Annotated in this window: 16 protein-coding genes; 8 read left to right on the forward strand and 8 right to left on the reverse strand. The window is 37.4% G+C overall.

Features of this window, described 5'->3' with window-relative positions; translation table 11 throughout:
- Positions 1-6: 6 nt before the first annotated feature.
- From CHB68_RS09055 to folE, 4 genes are all read right to left on the reverse strand, one after another.
- On the reverse strand, positions 7-456 hold the full coding sequence (locus CHB68_RS09055) for a hypothetical protein (RefSeq protein ID WP_089260507.1): 450 nt from the start codon (positions 454-456) through the stop codon (positions 7-9).
- Complete coding sequence (locus CHB68_RS09060; RefSeq protein WP_089260508.1) at positions 453-1673, reverse strand: sulfite oxidase; 1221 nt, start codon at positions 1671-1673, stop codon at positions 453-455. Before CHB68_RS09060 ends, CHB68_RS09055 begins: the two co-directional genes overlap by 4 nt.
- Before the next feature lie 54 nt (positions 1674-1727).
- On the reverse strand, positions 1728-2027 hold the full coding sequence (locus CHB68_RS09065) for a hypothetical protein (RefSeq protein ID WP_089260509.1): 300 nt from the start codon (positions 2025-2027) through the stop codon (positions 1728-1730).
- 78 nt (positions 2028-2105) lie between these two features.
- The gene (folE, locus tag CHB68_RS09070; protein ID WP_089260510.1) at positions 2106-2705 is read right to left on the reverse strand and encodes a GTP cyclohydrolase I FolE; all 600 of its coding nucleotides are present in this window, start codon (positions 2703-2705) and stop codon (positions 2106-2108) included.
- Positions 2706-2922: 217 nt separating this feature from the next.
- Here folE and CHB68_RS09075 point away from each other — a divergent pair, with 217 nt between their 5' ends.
- Genes CHB68_RS09075 through CHB68_RS09085 form a run of 3 tightly spaced genes read left to right on the forward strand, consistent with a single transcriptional unit; the run spans position 2923 to position 4931 of the window.
- Positions 2923-3603, forward strand: a complete 681-nt coding sequence (locus CHB68_RS09075) for an ABC transporter ATP-binding protein (RefSeq protein WP_089260511.1) — start codon at positions 2923-2925, stop codon at positions 3601-3603.
- A gap of 9 nt (positions 3604-3612) precedes the next feature.
- Positions 3613-4170: a CPBP family intramembrane glutamic endopeptidase gene (locus CHB68_RS09080; RefSeq protein ID WP_089260512.1), complete on the forward strand. Its 558-nt coding sequence runs from the start codon at positions 3613-3615 to the stop codon at positions 4168-4170.
- The gene (locus tag CHB68_RS09085) at positions 4167-4931 is read left to right on the forward strand and encodes a TIGR02757 family protein (RefSeq protein ID WP_089260513.1); all 765 of its coding nucleotides are present in this window, start codon (positions 4167-4169) and stop codon (positions 4929-4931) included. Before CHB68_RS09080 ends, CHB68_RS09085 begins: the two co-directional genes overlap by 4 nt.
- Here the strand turns inward: CHB68_RS09085 and CHB68_RS09090 are convergent.
- The 3 genes from CHB68_RS09090 to CHB68_RS09100 all read right to left on the reverse strand — a co-directional run bounded on the left by CHB68_RS09090 (position 4928) and on the right by CHB68_RS09100 (position 9732).
- Entirely contained in the window at positions 4928-6748 is a 1821-nt protein-coding gene (locus tag CHB68_RS09090; RefSeq protein ID WP_089260514.1) for a cytochrome-c peroxidase, read from the reverse strand. The two genes, CHB68_RS09085 and CHB68_RS09090, sit on opposite strands and share 4 nt — an antisense overlap.
- Positions 6749-6816: 68 nt before the next feature.
- Complete coding sequence (locus CHB68_RS09095) at positions 6817-8394, reverse strand: PhoX family protein (RefSeq protein WP_089260515.1); 1578 nt, start codon at positions 8392-8394, stop codon at positions 6817-6819.
- A gap of 201 nt (positions 8395-8595) precedes the next feature.
- Positions 8596-9732 carry a Gfo/Idh/MocA family protein gene (locus CHB68_RS09100; protein ID WP_089260516.1) on the reverse strand — a complete coding sequence of 379 codons (1137 nt, stop codon included), beginning with the start codon at positions 9730-9732 and terminating at the stop codon, positions 8596-8598.
- Between the two features lie 202 nt (positions 9733-9934).
- On the opposite strand from CHB68_RS09100, the gene CHB68_RS09105 reads away from it, so the two are divergent.
- Complete coding sequence (locus tag CHB68_RS09105) at positions 9935-11419, forward strand: S10 family peptidase (RefSeq protein ID WP_089260517.1); 1485 nt, start codon at positions 9935-9937, stop codon at positions 11417-11419.
- 3 nt (positions 11420-11422) lie between these two features.
- Here CHB68_RS09105 and CHB68_RS09110 read toward each other — a convergent pair whose 3' ends face one another.
- Positions 11423-11878: a hypothetical protein gene (locus tag CHB68_RS09110; RefSeq protein WP_179213169.1), complete on the reverse strand. Its 456-nt coding sequence runs from the start codon at positions 11876-11878 to the stop codon at positions 11423-11425.
- 149 nt (positions 11879-12027) lie between these two features.
- Here CHB68_RS09110 and CHB68_RS09115 point away from each other — a divergent pair, with 149 nt between their 5' ends.
- From CHB68_RS09115 to CHB68_RS09130, 4 genes are read left to right on the forward strand one after another with little or no spacing between them, the layout of a single operon-like run.
- Positions 12028-12450 (forward strand): hypothetical protein, encoded by a 423-nt coding sequence (locus tag CHB68_RS09115; RefSeq protein WP_143815189.1) that lies wholly within the window; start codon positions 12028-12030, stop codon positions 12448-12450.
- A 9-nt stretch (positions 12451-12459) separates the two neighbouring features.
- Positions 12460-13149 carry an SGNH/GDSL hydrolase family protein gene (locus CHB68_RS09120; protein WP_089260519.1) on the forward strand — a complete coding sequence of 230 codons (690 nt, stop codon included), beginning with the start codon at positions 12460-12462 and terminating at the stop codon, positions 13147-13149.
- 25 nt (positions 13150-13174) lie between these two features.
- Positions 13175-13609 carry a YybH family protein gene (locus CHB68_RS09125; protein WP_089260520.1) on the forward strand — a complete coding sequence of 145 codons (435 nt, stop codon included), beginning with the start codon at positions 13175-13177 and terminating at the stop codon, positions 13607-13609.
- A 58-nt stretch (positions 13610-13667) separates the two neighbouring features.
- Positions 13668-15233 (forward strand): M28 family peptidase, encoded by a 1566-nt coding sequence (locus tag CHB68_RS09130; protein ID WP_089260521.1) that lies wholly within the window; start codon positions 13668-13670, stop codon positions 15231-15233.
- Positions 15234-15257 lie beyond the last annotated feature (24 nt).

The following is a 15257-nucleotide window of genomic DNA, read 5'->3' on the forward strand; positions in this document are numbered from 1 at the left end:
TGAGAATTATTCATCGAGGTTATACCACTCAATATTGGTGAGTGCAGGTCTTCTACCCTTTTTAAGAGGTGGATAATTTTTTACCAAATAGTCTACAATTACTTTTTGATTATCGCCCAATGGCCAAAGTCCCTGTGTTTTTTGCATCCAACGAATGGTTGCGTTCCATTGCTCCTCTCCCATTCTATTTTGAATAATAAGTTGTGAGGAATGACAGGTGGTGCAATTGGTGATTACGGCCTGCAAATCTGGTGCGTCAATAAGTCCTGTACGCAAATGTATTCCATTTTCAATAGCTTCAGGACTACCTTCTTCTAACGCTACTTGAGTTTCCTTTGGACCATATAACATGATTGCCAAAGCGCCCAAAACCACAAAACTTATCAATATTAAAATGATAATTTTAAAAACAGGCTTAAAAATAATTCTTTCGGTTTCTTTATGTTCTTGCATCATACAACTTTTACGGCAATTCTATGACAAGCATTGTTCAAATATCCCTTAGGGTTCCATCCAGGTAATACCATGGGTTGTTTAGTACCATTTTCATCCGTGGCCCTGGCCCAAATTTCATAATATCCCTTTTTAGGAAAGGATACACGTGCGCTAAAAGATTGCCAGGCCAACCTATTGGTAGGTGTATCTAAATTTGCGGTATTCCAAGATGATCCAAAATCTATTGAATATTCCATTTTTGCAACCTGCAATTCCCCTGCCCATGCATGACCATTGATTTTCAACATTTTACCTTCTGTTAGCAGTGCTCCTGACTTAGGATAAGTAATTAAGGATTTTACTGGCATGGACTCTATGATACACATTTGATCATCCGTAACCGTTTCCCCCGGCGCCACGGTTTCACAAGGCACCCTGTATGAGCTCCCACCCATTTTCTCTCCGTCATGAACTTTATTTCTTACACTTATACCGGTCAACCATTTTCCGGAAGTTGAAGCTGGCCAACCTCCACAAACCAATCGTAATGGAAAACCATGAACTTTTGGTATAGGCTCGCCGTTCATTGCAAAAGCTATTAAAGTTTCATCTTGCATGGCTTTGGCTATGGGCACTCCCCTAGAAATAGGTTCTTTATTCGGGTTTTTACTTAAATGTTGGTCAGCCGCATGATAGCCTATATAAACTGCATCATCTTTTAGGCCAACATCTGTCAAAAGGTCTTTTAACCTTATACCTGTCCAATTGGCACATGAAACGGCACCAATAGTCCATTGATTCCCTTTTGCCGGTGGATCAAACTCACTTCTGCCATTACCGCCACATTCCAAAGTAAGTTGATAGGTATAATGTTTAAACTTGGTTTTTAGATCTTGAAGCGTATAGGTCTTATAAGCTTTAACAGATTCACCGTTAATTGTAAGCGTCCATGTTTTTTCATCAATTGTTTCAGGAATGAGTCCGTTGTTACGAATAAACATATACTTATTAGGCGTAACCGGATCATTTAACAAATGTGCCTGGGCTTCCATATTCCAAGGTCTATCATTAAGAACAACCATGGCTTCGTCCTTTTTAAATAAGGTAAAAGGATTTACATCTTGATAGGCCAGCGGCGTATAACCAGATGGCATTAACGCTCCATAAACAATATCTATTCCGAGAACACTGGACAGACCTGCCAAACTCGATTTGGTGACAAAACTTCTTCTTTTCAAAACATTTCCGATTTGAGTTAAAGTTAAGCCATTTACAAATTTTTAGAAAGTTAATTAGACCTCAATAGTCTTGCCTTTTTCTTCACTCTTAAAGACATAAGTATATAACCACATTAACGTAAAGGAGGGTATAATGTCAAAACCTGGTATAATCTCCTCTACAAATGTAAATATACCCGCTGCCTGACCAACTTTACCTTTATACATTCTGGTCATTAGCCATCCTGACAAAGGTGCCCAGACAATGTCGGAGAACTCACCTACAAATGGTATGGCAAAAGACAGCATACCAATACCATCGAACAACAGCCCCATAAGGAGTTGTTTATATTTTTTATTTTTTAAAATAGACATAATGAAAATTTAGTTAATCTTTATGTGGTATACAACAAAGATGCCAAATTTTCATAGGTTTTAAATCAAAAAAAGGGACTAGGAAAGTTTAGCACTTATGAGTTTTAGAAATTCGTTCCGGGTTTCTATTTTCTCAAACTGCCCTCTAAATCCAGAAGTAGTAGTGACCGAATTTTGTTTCTGCACTCCCCTCATCATCATGCACATATGTGATGCTTCTATGACTACGGCAACCCCTTTTGGCTTTAAGGTAGTATTGATACATTCTAGAATGTCATGTGTTAAGCGCTCCTGTACCTGTAACCTTCTTGCAAAAACATCTACCACTCTAGGTATTTTACTGAGTCCTACAATATGGCCGTTGGGTATATAAGCAATATGGGCCTTTCCAAAAAATGGTAGCATGTGGTGCTCGCATAAGGAATACAATTCAATATCCTTTATAATGACCATATCATCATAAGACTCCTTGAACATGGCCCCTTTGAGAATTTCAACGGCATCCTGTTTATACCCTTGGGTTAAAAAAAGCATAGCCTTTGCAGCACGCTCAGGAGTTTTTATAAGTCCTTCCCGCTCTACATTTTCACCAATTTCTTCAATAATGGAAGAATACCTGCTTCTTACTTCATCGGTTATTTCAAGATTATATTCTTCTAAATTTCTATAAGAGGACATATAGTATAAATTATGTTTAATAAAATTTTATTTTCGTTGAACAAAATTACGTAATCTTTTTTCAATTACCTTACTTATTATTCATAAAAGCAACAAAATTACTCATTTTGAAATTCATTGTACCAATGAAAGCTTTTGTAAAAGTATAATTGCACATAGTATTTTTCGCAAGCGCTATTTTCATTAATTTTGAACACATATCTAAATAACCTCATCTATGATCAAAGCTTCTAACATTCATAAATATTACGGAACATTAGAGGTTTTAAAAGGTGTAGACCTGCATATAAAAAAAGGAGAAATTGTATCTATTGTAGGTGCTTCCGGTGCAGGAAAAACCACCTTGTTGCAAATCTTGGGAACATTGGATGTACAATCCAATAGAAATGACAGCAATTTATTGATCAATAATATTGAAACCACCAATTTAAACGACAAAGAGCTGGCAAAATTCAGAAACGAACATATTGGTTTTATTTTTCAGTTCCACCAGCTGTTACCAGAATTCACGGCATTGGAAAATGTGTGCTTACCCGCTTTCATTAAAAAAACACCAAAAGCTGAAGCTGAGAAAAGGGCGAAGGAACTATTGGCTTTCCTAGGTCTTTCTCATAGAATTGATCATAAACCGGCAGAATTGTCGGGAGGAGAACAACAACGTGTAGCAGTTGCCCGGGCACTGATCAACAATCCATCAATAATCTTTGCGGATGAGCCAAGCGGAAATTTAGATTCTGAAAGTGCGGACAATCTACACAAGTTATTTTTTGAGCTTCGTGAAAAGTTTGGACAGACTTTCGTAATCGTTACCCATAATGAAGAATTAGCTGAAATGGCCGACCGTAAACTTACCATGGTCGATGGCAAAATTGTGGATAAAGAAATTATCATAGCATAATTATATAATATGCTAGAAGAACTTTATGCATTTGCAAAGCGACCTGAATATCAAATAGATGCAAACAAATCATCTATTTATAGATGGGGGAGATTAGTTCAACTTTTATTCATCTCATTGGCATTAAGTGTATTACTCTTGACCATTGCGGGAGTTGTACAGCAAATTTTTGATTTGGACATGGGCAAACATGCCGTTGAGGATTTATTTGCCCAATATTCACCCATGACCATATTCTTTTTGGCAGTAATCGTAGCCCCCATACTAGAAGAGTTAGTTTTTAGAGCGCCATTGGTTTATTTTAAAAACAAAACTTCTTTCCCAAAAATCTTTTATGCATTTACAATATTGTTCGGTTTGGTTCACATCAGTAATTTTGAATGGTCTACACAAGTAATTTTCTTTGCGCCCCTATTGGTAGCACCACAAATCTGTGCAGGATTCATATTAGGATTTATAAGAATCAAGTTTGGTCTATTTTGGTCCATAATACTGCATGGGCTTTACAACCTTATTTTATTAGCCCCTGTTTTGATTGTAACCATACTAAAAATTGACATTAAATGAACAAGGCGGACTTAAAGGAATTTATGGATGAAAAAGTCATTGCTTACAACAATAAACTGTTTTTGGACACAGACCCTATCCAAATTCCACATATGTTCACCATAAAGGAAGATATTGAAATCAGTGCTTTCTTAACAGCTACAATTGCCTGGGGAAACAGAAAAAGTATCATTAACAATTCACATAAGTTAATGGAGTTAATGGGCCAAAGTCCTTATGATTTCATAAGTAATTACAGTGAAAAAGATTTGGACCAATTAGCCAATTTTGTACATAGAACTTTTAATGGAATTGACTTAAGCTATTTCATAAAAAGTTTAAGGCATATCTATAAAGTACATAATGGACTTGAAGGAATCTTTACCAAATACCAGACATCAAATTCATTACAACCTACGATATCTAAATTCAAAGAGCTTTTTTTTGAACTGCCCCATGAAACCAGAACAACCAAACATGTATCTGACCCATTAAAAGGTTCTGCGGCAAAACGCATTAATATGTTTCTACGATGGATGGTTAGGGATGCACGTACTGAAGTTGATTTTGGTTTATGGGAAAATATACCTTCCTCAATATTATCATGTCCCTTGGATGTACACTCCGGTAACGTAGCACGTAAACTAGGTCTGCTAAAACGTAAACAAAATGATGCCAAGGCTTTAGCAGAACTAGATGCCAATTTAAGGAAGCTAGATCCAGTTGATCCCGTAAAATATGACTTTGCCTTATTTGGACTCGGCGTTTTTGAAAAATTTTAATAATTGGTGATTTTGGGAACGTCTGTCAAAGTATTCATAAATGCTACCAATGCATTTTCTTCAATACTAGTCAGCTCCAGATGATCAAAAGGTAGTGTTTGGTGCGGTAGATCAAAGCCCAAACCTATACCTCCACCAAGATTGTAAAAATTAACGACTTCCTCTAGGGTATTATAAACACCATTATGCATATAAGGAGCAGTAACACCTACATTACGTACCGTTGGGGTTTTGAACATTCCTTTTTGTAGGTCTATTTTGGATATTGCATAAAACCCTACATCTTCATCCAGTTGTTTATTATTGGCATTGGCAGGAACACCAATAATCTCTTTCTCATGTTCCGCAAAAAATGGTGGTACGGTACCATTGGTCAAAGGTATAAAGTGGCAAGTAGCACAAAGGGCTTTTCCCGTAAACAGATTAAATCCTAATTTTTCCTCCTCTGTATATGAATTTACTTCTGCCCTAATATTTTTATCAAACTTTGAGTCAAATCCGTTAAGGGTGGCTATATAGGAAGATATCGCTTTAACCATATCAATATTTTTTATGGATATATCTCCGTAGGCCTCTTTAAACAAGTGCCGATAACTATCGTTGATCATAATCTCGTTAGAAAATTGATGAACCGAAGAAGCAAATTCTTTCTCATTAGTAAACACAGCGGATACTTGAGCTATTAAATCTGGTGAACGCCCGTCCCAGAATTGACTTTGCTGAAATGTAGCATTGATCAACGTTGGTGTATTACGGTCTAAATCTTTTCCTTCATTATCCTTATTCAATACCACGTTATCCGCCCAACCCTTATTTGGATTATGACAGGTGACACAGGCCATATCCTTATTTTTGGATAGATTTTTATCGAAAAATAATTGTTTTCCTAAGTCTATTTGCTGTTGGGTCGGATTTTTATTGGTGTTCGATATAAAATAGTTTGGGTTAAATGAATTGGATTCAAAAAAAGTGGGAGCATCAAAATTAAATGGAAAGTTATCTACAGGCTCCCAACTACTAGATGCTTTTCTAATGGCCAGCCAATTTCTAGTTATAGGATTAAAATAATCCCTAATGAACACATACCGGTCAAAAGTCTCAAAATTGGGATTGTCCCCAATAAAATTGATTGCCAAAAAAACGGTTTTTTCAAAATCCTCATTAAGTTCTGGTGACCGTTCTTTTACAATATGTGCCAACGACATACTATATACATTAAATAAACTGTTGAGCGATATTTTGGTTTCTTCAAGTCCTAGTTGACTTACAGGGGTGTCAAAACCCGTAATACCCAAACTTACAATTCTCATGAGCTGTTGATGGATACTTATAAAAAAACGTTGGGAAGTAAGAGTACGTTTTGGGATATAATTGCGTAAAACTACCATAAGCCCCTTGGTCAACTCCAACTCGCGCTCATAAGTTTTCTCATCATCTATTCCGGAATAAATACTCTCCTCAATCTTTTGCAGTCCAATGGGTGCAAGTACTTTTTGGGTATCTTCGGTCAGAACCGGTAAAGCCGGTCCGTTTACCCTATGACCAACTTCCGGTTTAAGATAGGACGCGTATGGCTCCGCTTTTTTGAAAGCGGTACGGACCGCTTTAAAATATTGCTTTGCCAAAGGATCATCTACCTTGACCATCATCAATGAATCCATATAGTTAACGGCCAAAACCATGTTTGAATAATAATAGTCTTGAGCTTTAGTAAAATCCGGCACCTTATCCAAAGTTTCCGTAGTGTTGATTGATACATCCTTACATGAGACCAACACAACCCCAAACACCAATAGATTACAAATATTCTTGAACATAAACGTATTTAAATTAGAAAGGACCTCCCAAAAAATTGGGTAGGCCCTTTCAGTTGATTAAAGAAAAATTATCTAGGTAACCCCTTAAGGATAACGATCTGTCCACCTTGATTATCTTCATAATCCGTGTTTACATGTCCATCACGCCCCTTAAATGAATCATCTTGCCAGTAATGTGGCTGTAAGTTTAAAATGAATGTATCCGGAACCCCTATTTTGTCGGAAATATCTATAAGTGCACCATATTCGCCACCATCGCCATCACCAACATTTAGCGATCCATCAGCGGTAAGATCGGACCTAAGCACTAATTCAAGAACCGGACGTATGCTGTTACCATTTAAATCTGATTGATATATATACGCAGCATGGCCCCTGTCAAAAGAATTGGGGTCTTCCTGAAAGTATACAAAGTTTTCCGTAACACAGATATTATCCGGGCTTTGCAACATGCTTAGGTTCCCGTCCGCGTTGTTACTATCGGTATTTCCACTAACGATCTGCGTTAATTTTCCGGACAATGGCGATTCTTCATCCAGCTCCAGTTTGTATACCGTACCCCAGTCATTATACGTGCCAGCACCAGGTCCCCTACCGGTTACAGCAAAAAATACGTTTCTTCCCTTTTCATCTGTTCCTTTTTGATAATCAACATCCTCTACCCTCATAAATGCAGATGCATATACCGCTACGGAAGCGTCTTCCATTTCGTTCTTGGTCATATCCGCACCATCCACGATTTCAACAAACTCTACATCATAGGTGGTTTGAAAGTCCAAGTTAGATTCATTATATATGGTTTCAGGAGTAGCATCGATAACACCCCCCGATCCATCGGACACTTGCTTAAAACGAAGTACATATATTTTTCCTCCGGTAAGATCTGCATCACCATCCTCCGAGTAATATAATGAAACTTGGCCTTCAGAGCCACTGGAATCATCGTCCCCGCCTAAAATAACCGTTTTACCAGGATAGGCATTCTTTGGTAAAGGCACTGCATTCTCCCATGAAAATTCACCAAGAGCATCCAAACCAAAATCTGCGGTCGGTGTAGGTGTTGCTACATAGGGATCAATTCCCTTTACATCGTAATTAATACTTTCAGAAGCAGAAAGAAATATATCTGACCCACCGCCATGTATATCTGCTTCCCACATGGTAGCAGAGCATTGTCTTGCAAAATCGGCCACACCAGAATTCAATAACCAATCCCCACTAATAGGATTAAGGTTGGCGTCTAATTTAATCCTGCTCACTGCATAGGCATCTTCAGAATTTACCACATAGATATAACCATCACTTTCAGGGTCTTTTAAAAACCCTGCACCGTCCTGTGCACCTACCAATTTAAAATCATTGCTTAAAGTATCAGAGGAGCTTATTAATGAATATGCCTCCACATAATTGAACTGGGGCATCATGGCTACTAAAGGAGCTAAGTTGGACTTGTTTTCGAACATGGTTGCTGGTGGTGAAAAATCCTCACCATCTTTTCCATCTTGGCCATCTACCCCGTCTACGCCGTCAACACCATCTTTACCATTTATTCCATCAATTCCATCCTCAGGGTCGCAACTCATTACGGCCATACCAATACATGATAGCAACAAGGTTTTTACTACTACGTTTTTTGTGATTTTCATTATCAATTTAGTTTTAGGTTATCTACTCCACAAAACTATATTGACATCTTTGTTTTAAGGTACCCTTAAAATTAGCATTGCTTTATGCTTATCTTAAATTAGTGTTACAATGTAAAATTTAGGTAATGATAGAATTATGTAACATTGAACTAATTGTTAACCGCAACGATTACAAAACATAACACATTGTAAATCAAATATTTAACCTACAATACCCATGGTACCTAAATTTAAGGGTTGTGTTTTGCCGCCATTTGTAATAGATGCATAAATTGCTTCGGCAATAATCATGTCACGCTTTCCCATTTCACCAGGAGCAACGTTTTTGGCACCTAACAGAATGTGTCTTGCAAAATCATCCATCTGTAATGCTTGCTGACTTTGATGAGGAAAGGAAATAGTATTTCCTTTTGAGGTTCTACCATTGATCGGTCCGTAGTTATGGGCAGGATCTAGCTCAAACCAGCCATTGCTACAATGTACTTTTAGTCGGTTCCCGTTTGCATTATGGGAAGTCATCATATGGGCTACGGCTCCATTGTTAAATGTAAACTGGGCAGTAATGGTCTCATCCGTATCCTTAAAATATTCTGGTCGTGTACTAAACTCCTGCGCAGATACACTTGTGGGATTTTCTCCTACCCCATAAATACTGGTCTGTATTGCATAAACACCCATATTAAGTAGAGCCCCACCGCCTGACAATTTCTTGTTCAACCTCCATTGATCTGGATTTCCCCTAGAAATATAAGCGGCATCGGAGGATACAAAATGAACATCGCCAAAGGTTTTTTCCCTTACATATTTTTTTACTTCCTGTGTATAGGGATCACTTTGCATTCTATACCCTACAGATAATTTTACATCCGCTTTTTTACATGCGGCCATAATGGCATCACATTCTTCCACGCTGACCGCCATAGGTTTTTCACAAATTACATGTTTTCCTGCTTTGGCGGCCCTTATACTAAAATCTGCATGCATGCTATTGGGCAACACCACATATACTATATCGATATCATCATTATTGGCTATCGCGTCAAAATTTTCATAGTTATAAATATTCTTTTTTGGAATATTATACTTATTGGCCCATGCGGCCTCCTTTTCTTTTGTACCCGTTACTATGCCCGCCAAATAGCAATGTTCTGTCTGGACAAGTGCCGGAGCCAATTGGTAAGTACTATAACTACCCAGTCCTACCAACGCAACACCAAGTTTTTTAGTTTCATTCCCCTTATTCAAACCCATTGCCAATGGTACGGACCCAAAAACGGCAGCGCCAAAAAAACCTGTTGTAGCCAGCTTTCCAAAATTACGTCTTGTATAGTGTTTCATGTTCTTCGTGATTTAGCTTGAGTATTAAATTAATTAAAATTAACAGATAGGACATTAGAATACTAAAAAAACTGAAAACTTTCCTTATCCATAGATTATCGAAATGAATCCAAGCTGTAAATGAGTTTAAGTATTCAATAATACATACTAAATGATCCCTGTAATATTCTTATTTTCGTATACTCACCAACACCAAATGAACATGAAAAAAATTGTACACCTTTTCTTCTTAGTTTTTGCTTCGGCAGTATTTGCGCAATCGCGTACCGTACCTGTAGATACGGTAATTACCACACAGCACAATGCAACGATAAACGGTAGTACCTTTTCATATACCGCAGCTACCGGCACCCAACCCGTTTGGGACAGTAATTCCAAACCCGTTGCAACTTTACATTATACGTACTATACCAGGAATAATATTAAAGATCGCGCCGCTAGACCTCTATTGATCTCATTTAACGGAGGTCCGGGTTCCGGATCCGTATGGATGCATTTGGCTTATACAGGACCTAAAATATTAAAAATAGATGATGAAGGTTATCCTGTACAGCCCTATGGTGTAGATCAGAATCCACATTCCGTTTTGGATGTTGCCGATATAGTCTATGTAAACCCGGTAAATACAGGATATAGTAGAACTATTCCGGAAAGCGGAAAAGAAGTTGACAGGGATAAGTTCTTTGGAATTAATGCCGATATTAAATATTTAGCGGAGTGGCTTAACACATTTGTGACCAGAAATAATAGATGGCGTTCCCCTAAATATATCATTGGGGAGAGTTATGGCGGTACAAGGGTCATGGGCCTTTCCTTAGCTTTACAAAATCAACAATGGATGTATTTAAACGGGGTAATCATGGTTTCTCCCGCAGATTATAAAGTCATCCGTAATAGCGGCCCAGTAGCGGAAGCGATAAACCTGCCCTATTACACGGCGGCGGCTTGGCACCATAAAGCATTGCCAAAGGCATTACAGGAAAAAGACCTTCTTGATATTTTACCGGAATCCGAAGATTACACCATTAACCAGTTGATACCGGCATTGGCCAAAGGTGGATTTTTAGATGCATCTGAAAAGAAGAAAGTGGCTGAAAAGATTGCTTACTATTCCGGGTTAGATCAACAAGATGTTATTGATCAAAATCTATCCGTACCAACATCCTTTTTTTGGAAAAACCTTTTAAGGGATAAGGGTGGATACACCGTAGGCAGATTAGATTCAAGATATTTGGGAATAGATAGGCAAATGGCCGGAATGAGACCTGATTACAATTCTGAACTAACTTCCTGGTTACATAGCTTTACCCCTGCCATAAACTATTATTTACAAGAGGAACTTAATTTTAAGACCGATGTAAAATATAACATGTTTGGCCCCGTGCACCCTTGGAACAATGAAAACGACAATACCCGAGATGATTTAAGACAGGCCATGGCCCAAAATCCATATTTGAACGTAATGATTCAATCTGGATACTATGACGGTGCAACCAACTATTTCAATGCAAAATATACTATGTGGCAAGTTGACCCAAGTGGAAGGCTAAAAGACCGTTTTAGTTTTAAGGGATACCGTTCCGGCCATATGATGTATTTACGTAGAGAGGACCTAAAAACTGCTAATGATGATGTAAGGGAGTTTATATTGCGAACAATGGCCAACGGAAAAAGTGCCAAATACTAATAATTATTTACGCAATACGGTATTGGACATACCTAGTACGTGCAACGAATTTATTTTCAAATTTTGTACTGGGTATGTTTCTCTATCGTAGTTGTAGTTTTCACCAACTGCATCTTTGAAAATCTTATCGCGTTTACGTTGCTTTCTTTTTTTGAAAATATCAATGGTGAAACCTATAGTGGCACCACCCAGTACAGTGGCAATCAAATCTGCATTGTCCCAACCTCCATACTGCTTTTGATCAATACTTTCCTTGGCCACACCAATTAACAAACTACCACCTACTGCTCCAATAAAGGTCCAGGTTCTATCTCCATCAGAAATTTCATTTGCAATACCGGCTCCAACCAAACCATACAGGTTTCCACCCAAAAAATGCAATGCCTTATCACTTTCAATTTGTCCTTTAGCCGTATGCGTGGTTAAAAAGACAAGTAAGACCAAAATATATTTTACCATAAGTCCACAAAGATAATTATTCTAATTTCCTAAATTTCATAAAATCCTAAGTTTGCAACTGCACCTATTCATTAGAGTTTATAATTATAGTATCTTACCATTTTAAATAACTTATGGAACTAAAAAATTTTATCAAAAGTCTCTCTATTATGCATTTATTCCTTGTAGCAGGTTTAGGCATATTTACGGTTTGGATAGTTTTGCAAATAAATAGCTTTAATACAAGTACCAATGGCCAGGATATTTTTCTATTCATAGTTCCTGTTTTGGCTCTTTTAGGTTATTTTGGCAGTCAATGGGTTTTTAAAAAAATGACCTTGAACATACAGTTAAATGAGCAATTGGCAGATAAACTCAAAAAATATCAATCCGCGTTACATATAAAATATGCATTGATAGAAGTACCTGCCTTTGCAGGGTTATATGCATATTATAAAACGGGCAATGCGCTGCCCTTGGTCATCGTTATTTGTCTATTGGCCTATTTATTTGTTCAACGGCCCAATAAGGAGAGCATCATTAAAAATGTTCCGCTAACCGCAAATGAAAAATCTGAAATTCAAAAAACATAATAAATAAATATGAAATCTGTATATCAACTTAGTATTGTGCTTATGTTATCCTTGCTAGGACTTACCAAATTGCATTCTCAGGATTGGGCAGACCTCAATCGTTTTAAAGAAGCCAACAACAATCTCCCTGAAATCAGCAATAATGAGAATAGGATTGTTTTTATGGGTAATTCCATTACCATTGGTTGGCTTAATTCAAGACCGGAATTTTTCAAGGGCAAACCTTATGTTAATCGCGGTATTAGCGGCCAAACTACCCCACAAATGCTTATTAGGTTCAGGCAAGATGTGATAGACTTAAACCCTAAAGCTGTAGTACTATTGGCTGGCACTAATGATATAGCCGGAAATACAGGTCCGTCTACCATAGCAATGATTATGGACAATATTAAGGGAATGGCAGAAATAGCCACAGCCAATGATATAAAAGTAATTTTAACCTCTACCCTACCCGCATATGATTACCCATGGAAACCAGGTTTGGAACCAGCTGAGAAAATTATTGCACTTAATAAATTGATCAAAGAATATTGTGATGATAAAGGCCATATTTATGTGGATTATTTTTCTGCTATGGCCGATGAGAAAAATGGCTTGCCCAAAAAATATGCAGAAGACGGTGTACACCCAACCGTAGAAGGTTACAAAATTATGGAACCTTTGGTCGAGGCGGCTATTGAACAAGCTTTAACAAATTAGTTTGCGCCCCTTTTGTGTTTCAAATATGAGAATTGTACATATACTATATATAAGCCTCCTCATGTTATGCTCGTGTCATAAAGAGCCTAATGCGCAAAATGATATAAAGGAGATTACCCACATAATAGCTCAGCAGCAAAAAGATTGGAACAACAATGATTTAAAAGGTTTCATGGAAGCCTACCACCAAACGGATTCCTTATTTTTTTATAGTGGAGCCCAATTAAAAACAGGGTGGACAACCACATTGGATAGTTATAAAAAAAATTATCCGGATGCGTCCCATACCGGAGAATTGACCTTCACTATTGCTAAGATTCATCCTATTAACCAAGATTCCTATTTTGTAATGGGCGAATATATGCTAAAGCGAACGGTAGGTGATGCTAAGGGCACGTTCATGATTATCTTTAAAAGAATTGACGGTAAATGGAAAATCATTGCCGATTCTTCCTGCTAATAACTTCTAATCCTGAGGTTTTGATTATTTTTGATAAATTTTTATCAAAAAAAAGAACATGAAAAAAGCACTGATCTTATTGGTCTCATTGGTCTTTTCCTGTAATTCTTCACAAAAAACGGTGAAAGAAAAAGCAGAAGCAAAGGCCACAGAAAAAGTATCTCCCACAACGTATGCTACTTCAATCACTGAAAATGAATTAAAGGACCATCTATACATTTACGCCTCTGATGAATTTGAAGGAAGGGAAACGGGACAACCGGGCCAGAAAAAAGCTATTGAATATATCAAGGCTCAATATGAAGAATTAGGTGTACCTGCCGCAAAACCAAATGGAGATTATTTTCAGAACGTTCCTTTAGAGGTAAGCAACTTACCCACCGGCAAGTTAAGCGTCAACGGCAAGGATTTTGGTATTGGTGACCACGTATTAACCTTTGGAGCTGCACAAAATGCATTTGATAATATTGTATATATAGCCTATGGCATTGAAGATGAATCTTATACAGATTATGGAGACTTGGATGTTACGGATAAAATTGTACTATTAAAATCTGGTGAACCTAAAAATGAAGACGGTACCTATAAGATTTCCGGTAGTACGGAGCCATCCGTTTGGAGCAACATGTCAGAATCATTGACCAAAAGAATACAGATAGCGGTAGAAAAAGGAGCTAAAGGTGTATTGTATTATGATGCCCAAAATTTTGATCGTTTTAAACGCAGGTATCAGTACATGGAAACCAATAATAGTGGCAGAATGGAACTTGTAGATCCCAATGCCACTGAATTCTATAGCCTGTTTATTGACCAAAATTTGGCAGAAGAAATTTATCCATCAATCAATACGGACGAATCAGCTAAAATTTTAACAACAACGTTAGAACTTAATTTTGAAAGCTCTAATGATAAAATATCCTCAGAAAATGTTGCCGCCATAATAAAGGGCACTGAAAAGCCAGAGGAGTATTTGGTTATTTCGTCGCATTTAGATCATATTGGAATTTCAAGTAACGGAGAAATCAATAATGGTGCAGATGATGATGGTTCTGGTACGGTTTCTTTATTGGAGATTGCAGAAGCTTTTAAATTGGCAGCGGACGCCGGTCACGGGCCAAAACGTTCTATAGTTTTCTTACATGTTACCGGAGAGGAAAAAGGTTTACTTGGCTCTCAATATTATACGGATTATGAGCCACTTTTTCCTTTGGAACAAACCGTAGCCAACTTAAATATTGATATGATCGGTAGAATTGACCCAAAAAGAGAAGGTGACCGCAATTATATTTATTTAATTGGATCCGATAAATTGAGTACGGAATTACATGAGTTATCTGAAGAAATCAATGCTAAATATGCAAATTTAGAACTTGATTACACCTACAACGATGAAAACGACCCTAACCGTTTTTACTACAGAAGTGACCATTATAACTTTGCAAAAAATAATATACCCATAATTTTTTATTTTAATGGAACCCATGATGATTATCATAGACCAAGTGACACCCCGGATAAGATAAATTATGACCTATTGGAAAATCGTTCAAGATTGATTTTTTACACTGCATGGGAAATTGCTAACCGCAACAACAAACTTGTTGTCGACAAGGCAACGGAATAGTAAATAAAGAAGTATAAAAAAGCC

This window comes from Maribacter sedimenticola (genome assembly GCF_900188415.1).
In the GTDB taxonomy this organism is placed as follows: domain Bacteria; phylum Bacteroidota; class Bacteroidia; order Flavobacteriales; family Flavobacteriaceae; genus Maribacter; species Maribacter sedimenticola.

What these genes read in the sequence shown, in the direction of transcription:
- CHB68_RS09055 (WP_089260507.1), bottom strand. Translation starts at nt 456, where the DNA reads ATGATGCAAGAACATAAAGAAACCGAAAGAATTATTTTTAAGCCTGTT.
- CHB68_RS09065 (WP_089260509.1), bottom strand. Translation starts at nt 2,027, where the DNA reads ATGTCTATTTTAAAAAATAAAAAATATAAACAACTCCTTATGGGGCTG.
- folE (WP_089260510.1), bottom strand. Translation starts at nt 2,705, where the DNA reads ATGTCCTCTTATAGAAATTTAGAAGAATATAATCTTGAAATAACCGAT.
- CHB68_RS09075 (WP_089260511.1), top strand. Translation starts at nt 2,923, where the DNA reads ATGATCAAAGCTTCTAACATTCATAAATATTACGGAACATTAGAGGTT.
- CHB68_RS09080 (WP_089260512.1), top strand. Translation starts at nt 3,613, where the DNA reads ATGCTAGAAGAACTTTATGCATTTGCAAAGCGACCTGAATATCAAATA.
- CHB68_RS09085 (WP_089260513.1), top strand. Translation starts at nt 4,167, where the DNA reads ATGAACAAGGCGGACTTAAAGGAATTTATGGATGAAAAAGTCATTGCT.
- CHB68_RS09090 (WP_089260514.1), bottom strand. Translation starts at nt 6,748, where the DNA reads ATGTTCAAGAATATTTGTAATCTATTGGTGTTTGGGGTTGTGTTGGTC.
- CHB68_RS09095 (WP_089260515.1), bottom strand. Translation starts at nt 8,394, where the DNA reads ATGAAAATCACAAAAAACGTAGTAGTAAAAACCTTGTTGCTATCATGT.
- CHB68_RS09100 (WP_089260516.1), bottom strand. Translation starts at nt 9,732, where the DNA reads ATGAAACACTATACAAGACGTAATTTTGGAAAGCTGGCTACAACAGGT.
- CHB68_RS09105 (WP_089260517.1), top strand. Translation starts at nt 9,935, where the DNA reads ATGAAAAAAATTGTACACCTTTTCTTCTTAGTTTTTGCTTCGGCAGTA.
- CHB68_RS09110 (WP_179213169.1), bottom strand. Translation starts at nt 11,878, where the DNA reads ATGGTAAAATATATTTTGGTCTTACTTGTCTTTTTAACCACGCATACG.
- CHB68_RS09115 (WP_143815189.1), top strand. Translation starts at nt 12,028, where the DNA reads ATGCATTTATTCCTTGTAGCAGGTTTAGGCATATTTACGGTTTGGATA.
- CHB68_RS09120 (WP_089260519.1), top strand. Translation starts at nt 12,460, where the DNA reads ATGAAATCTGTATATCAACTTAGTATTGTGCTTATGTTATCCTTGCTA.
- CHB68_RS09125 (WP_089260520.1), top strand. Translation starts at nt 13,175, where the DNA reads ATGAGAATTGTACATATACTATATATAAGCCTCCTCATGTTATGCTCG.
- CHB68_RS09130 (WP_089260521.1), top strand. Translation starts at nt 13,668, where the DNA reads ATGAAAAAAGCACTGATCTTATTGGTCTCATTGGTCTTTTCCTGTAAT.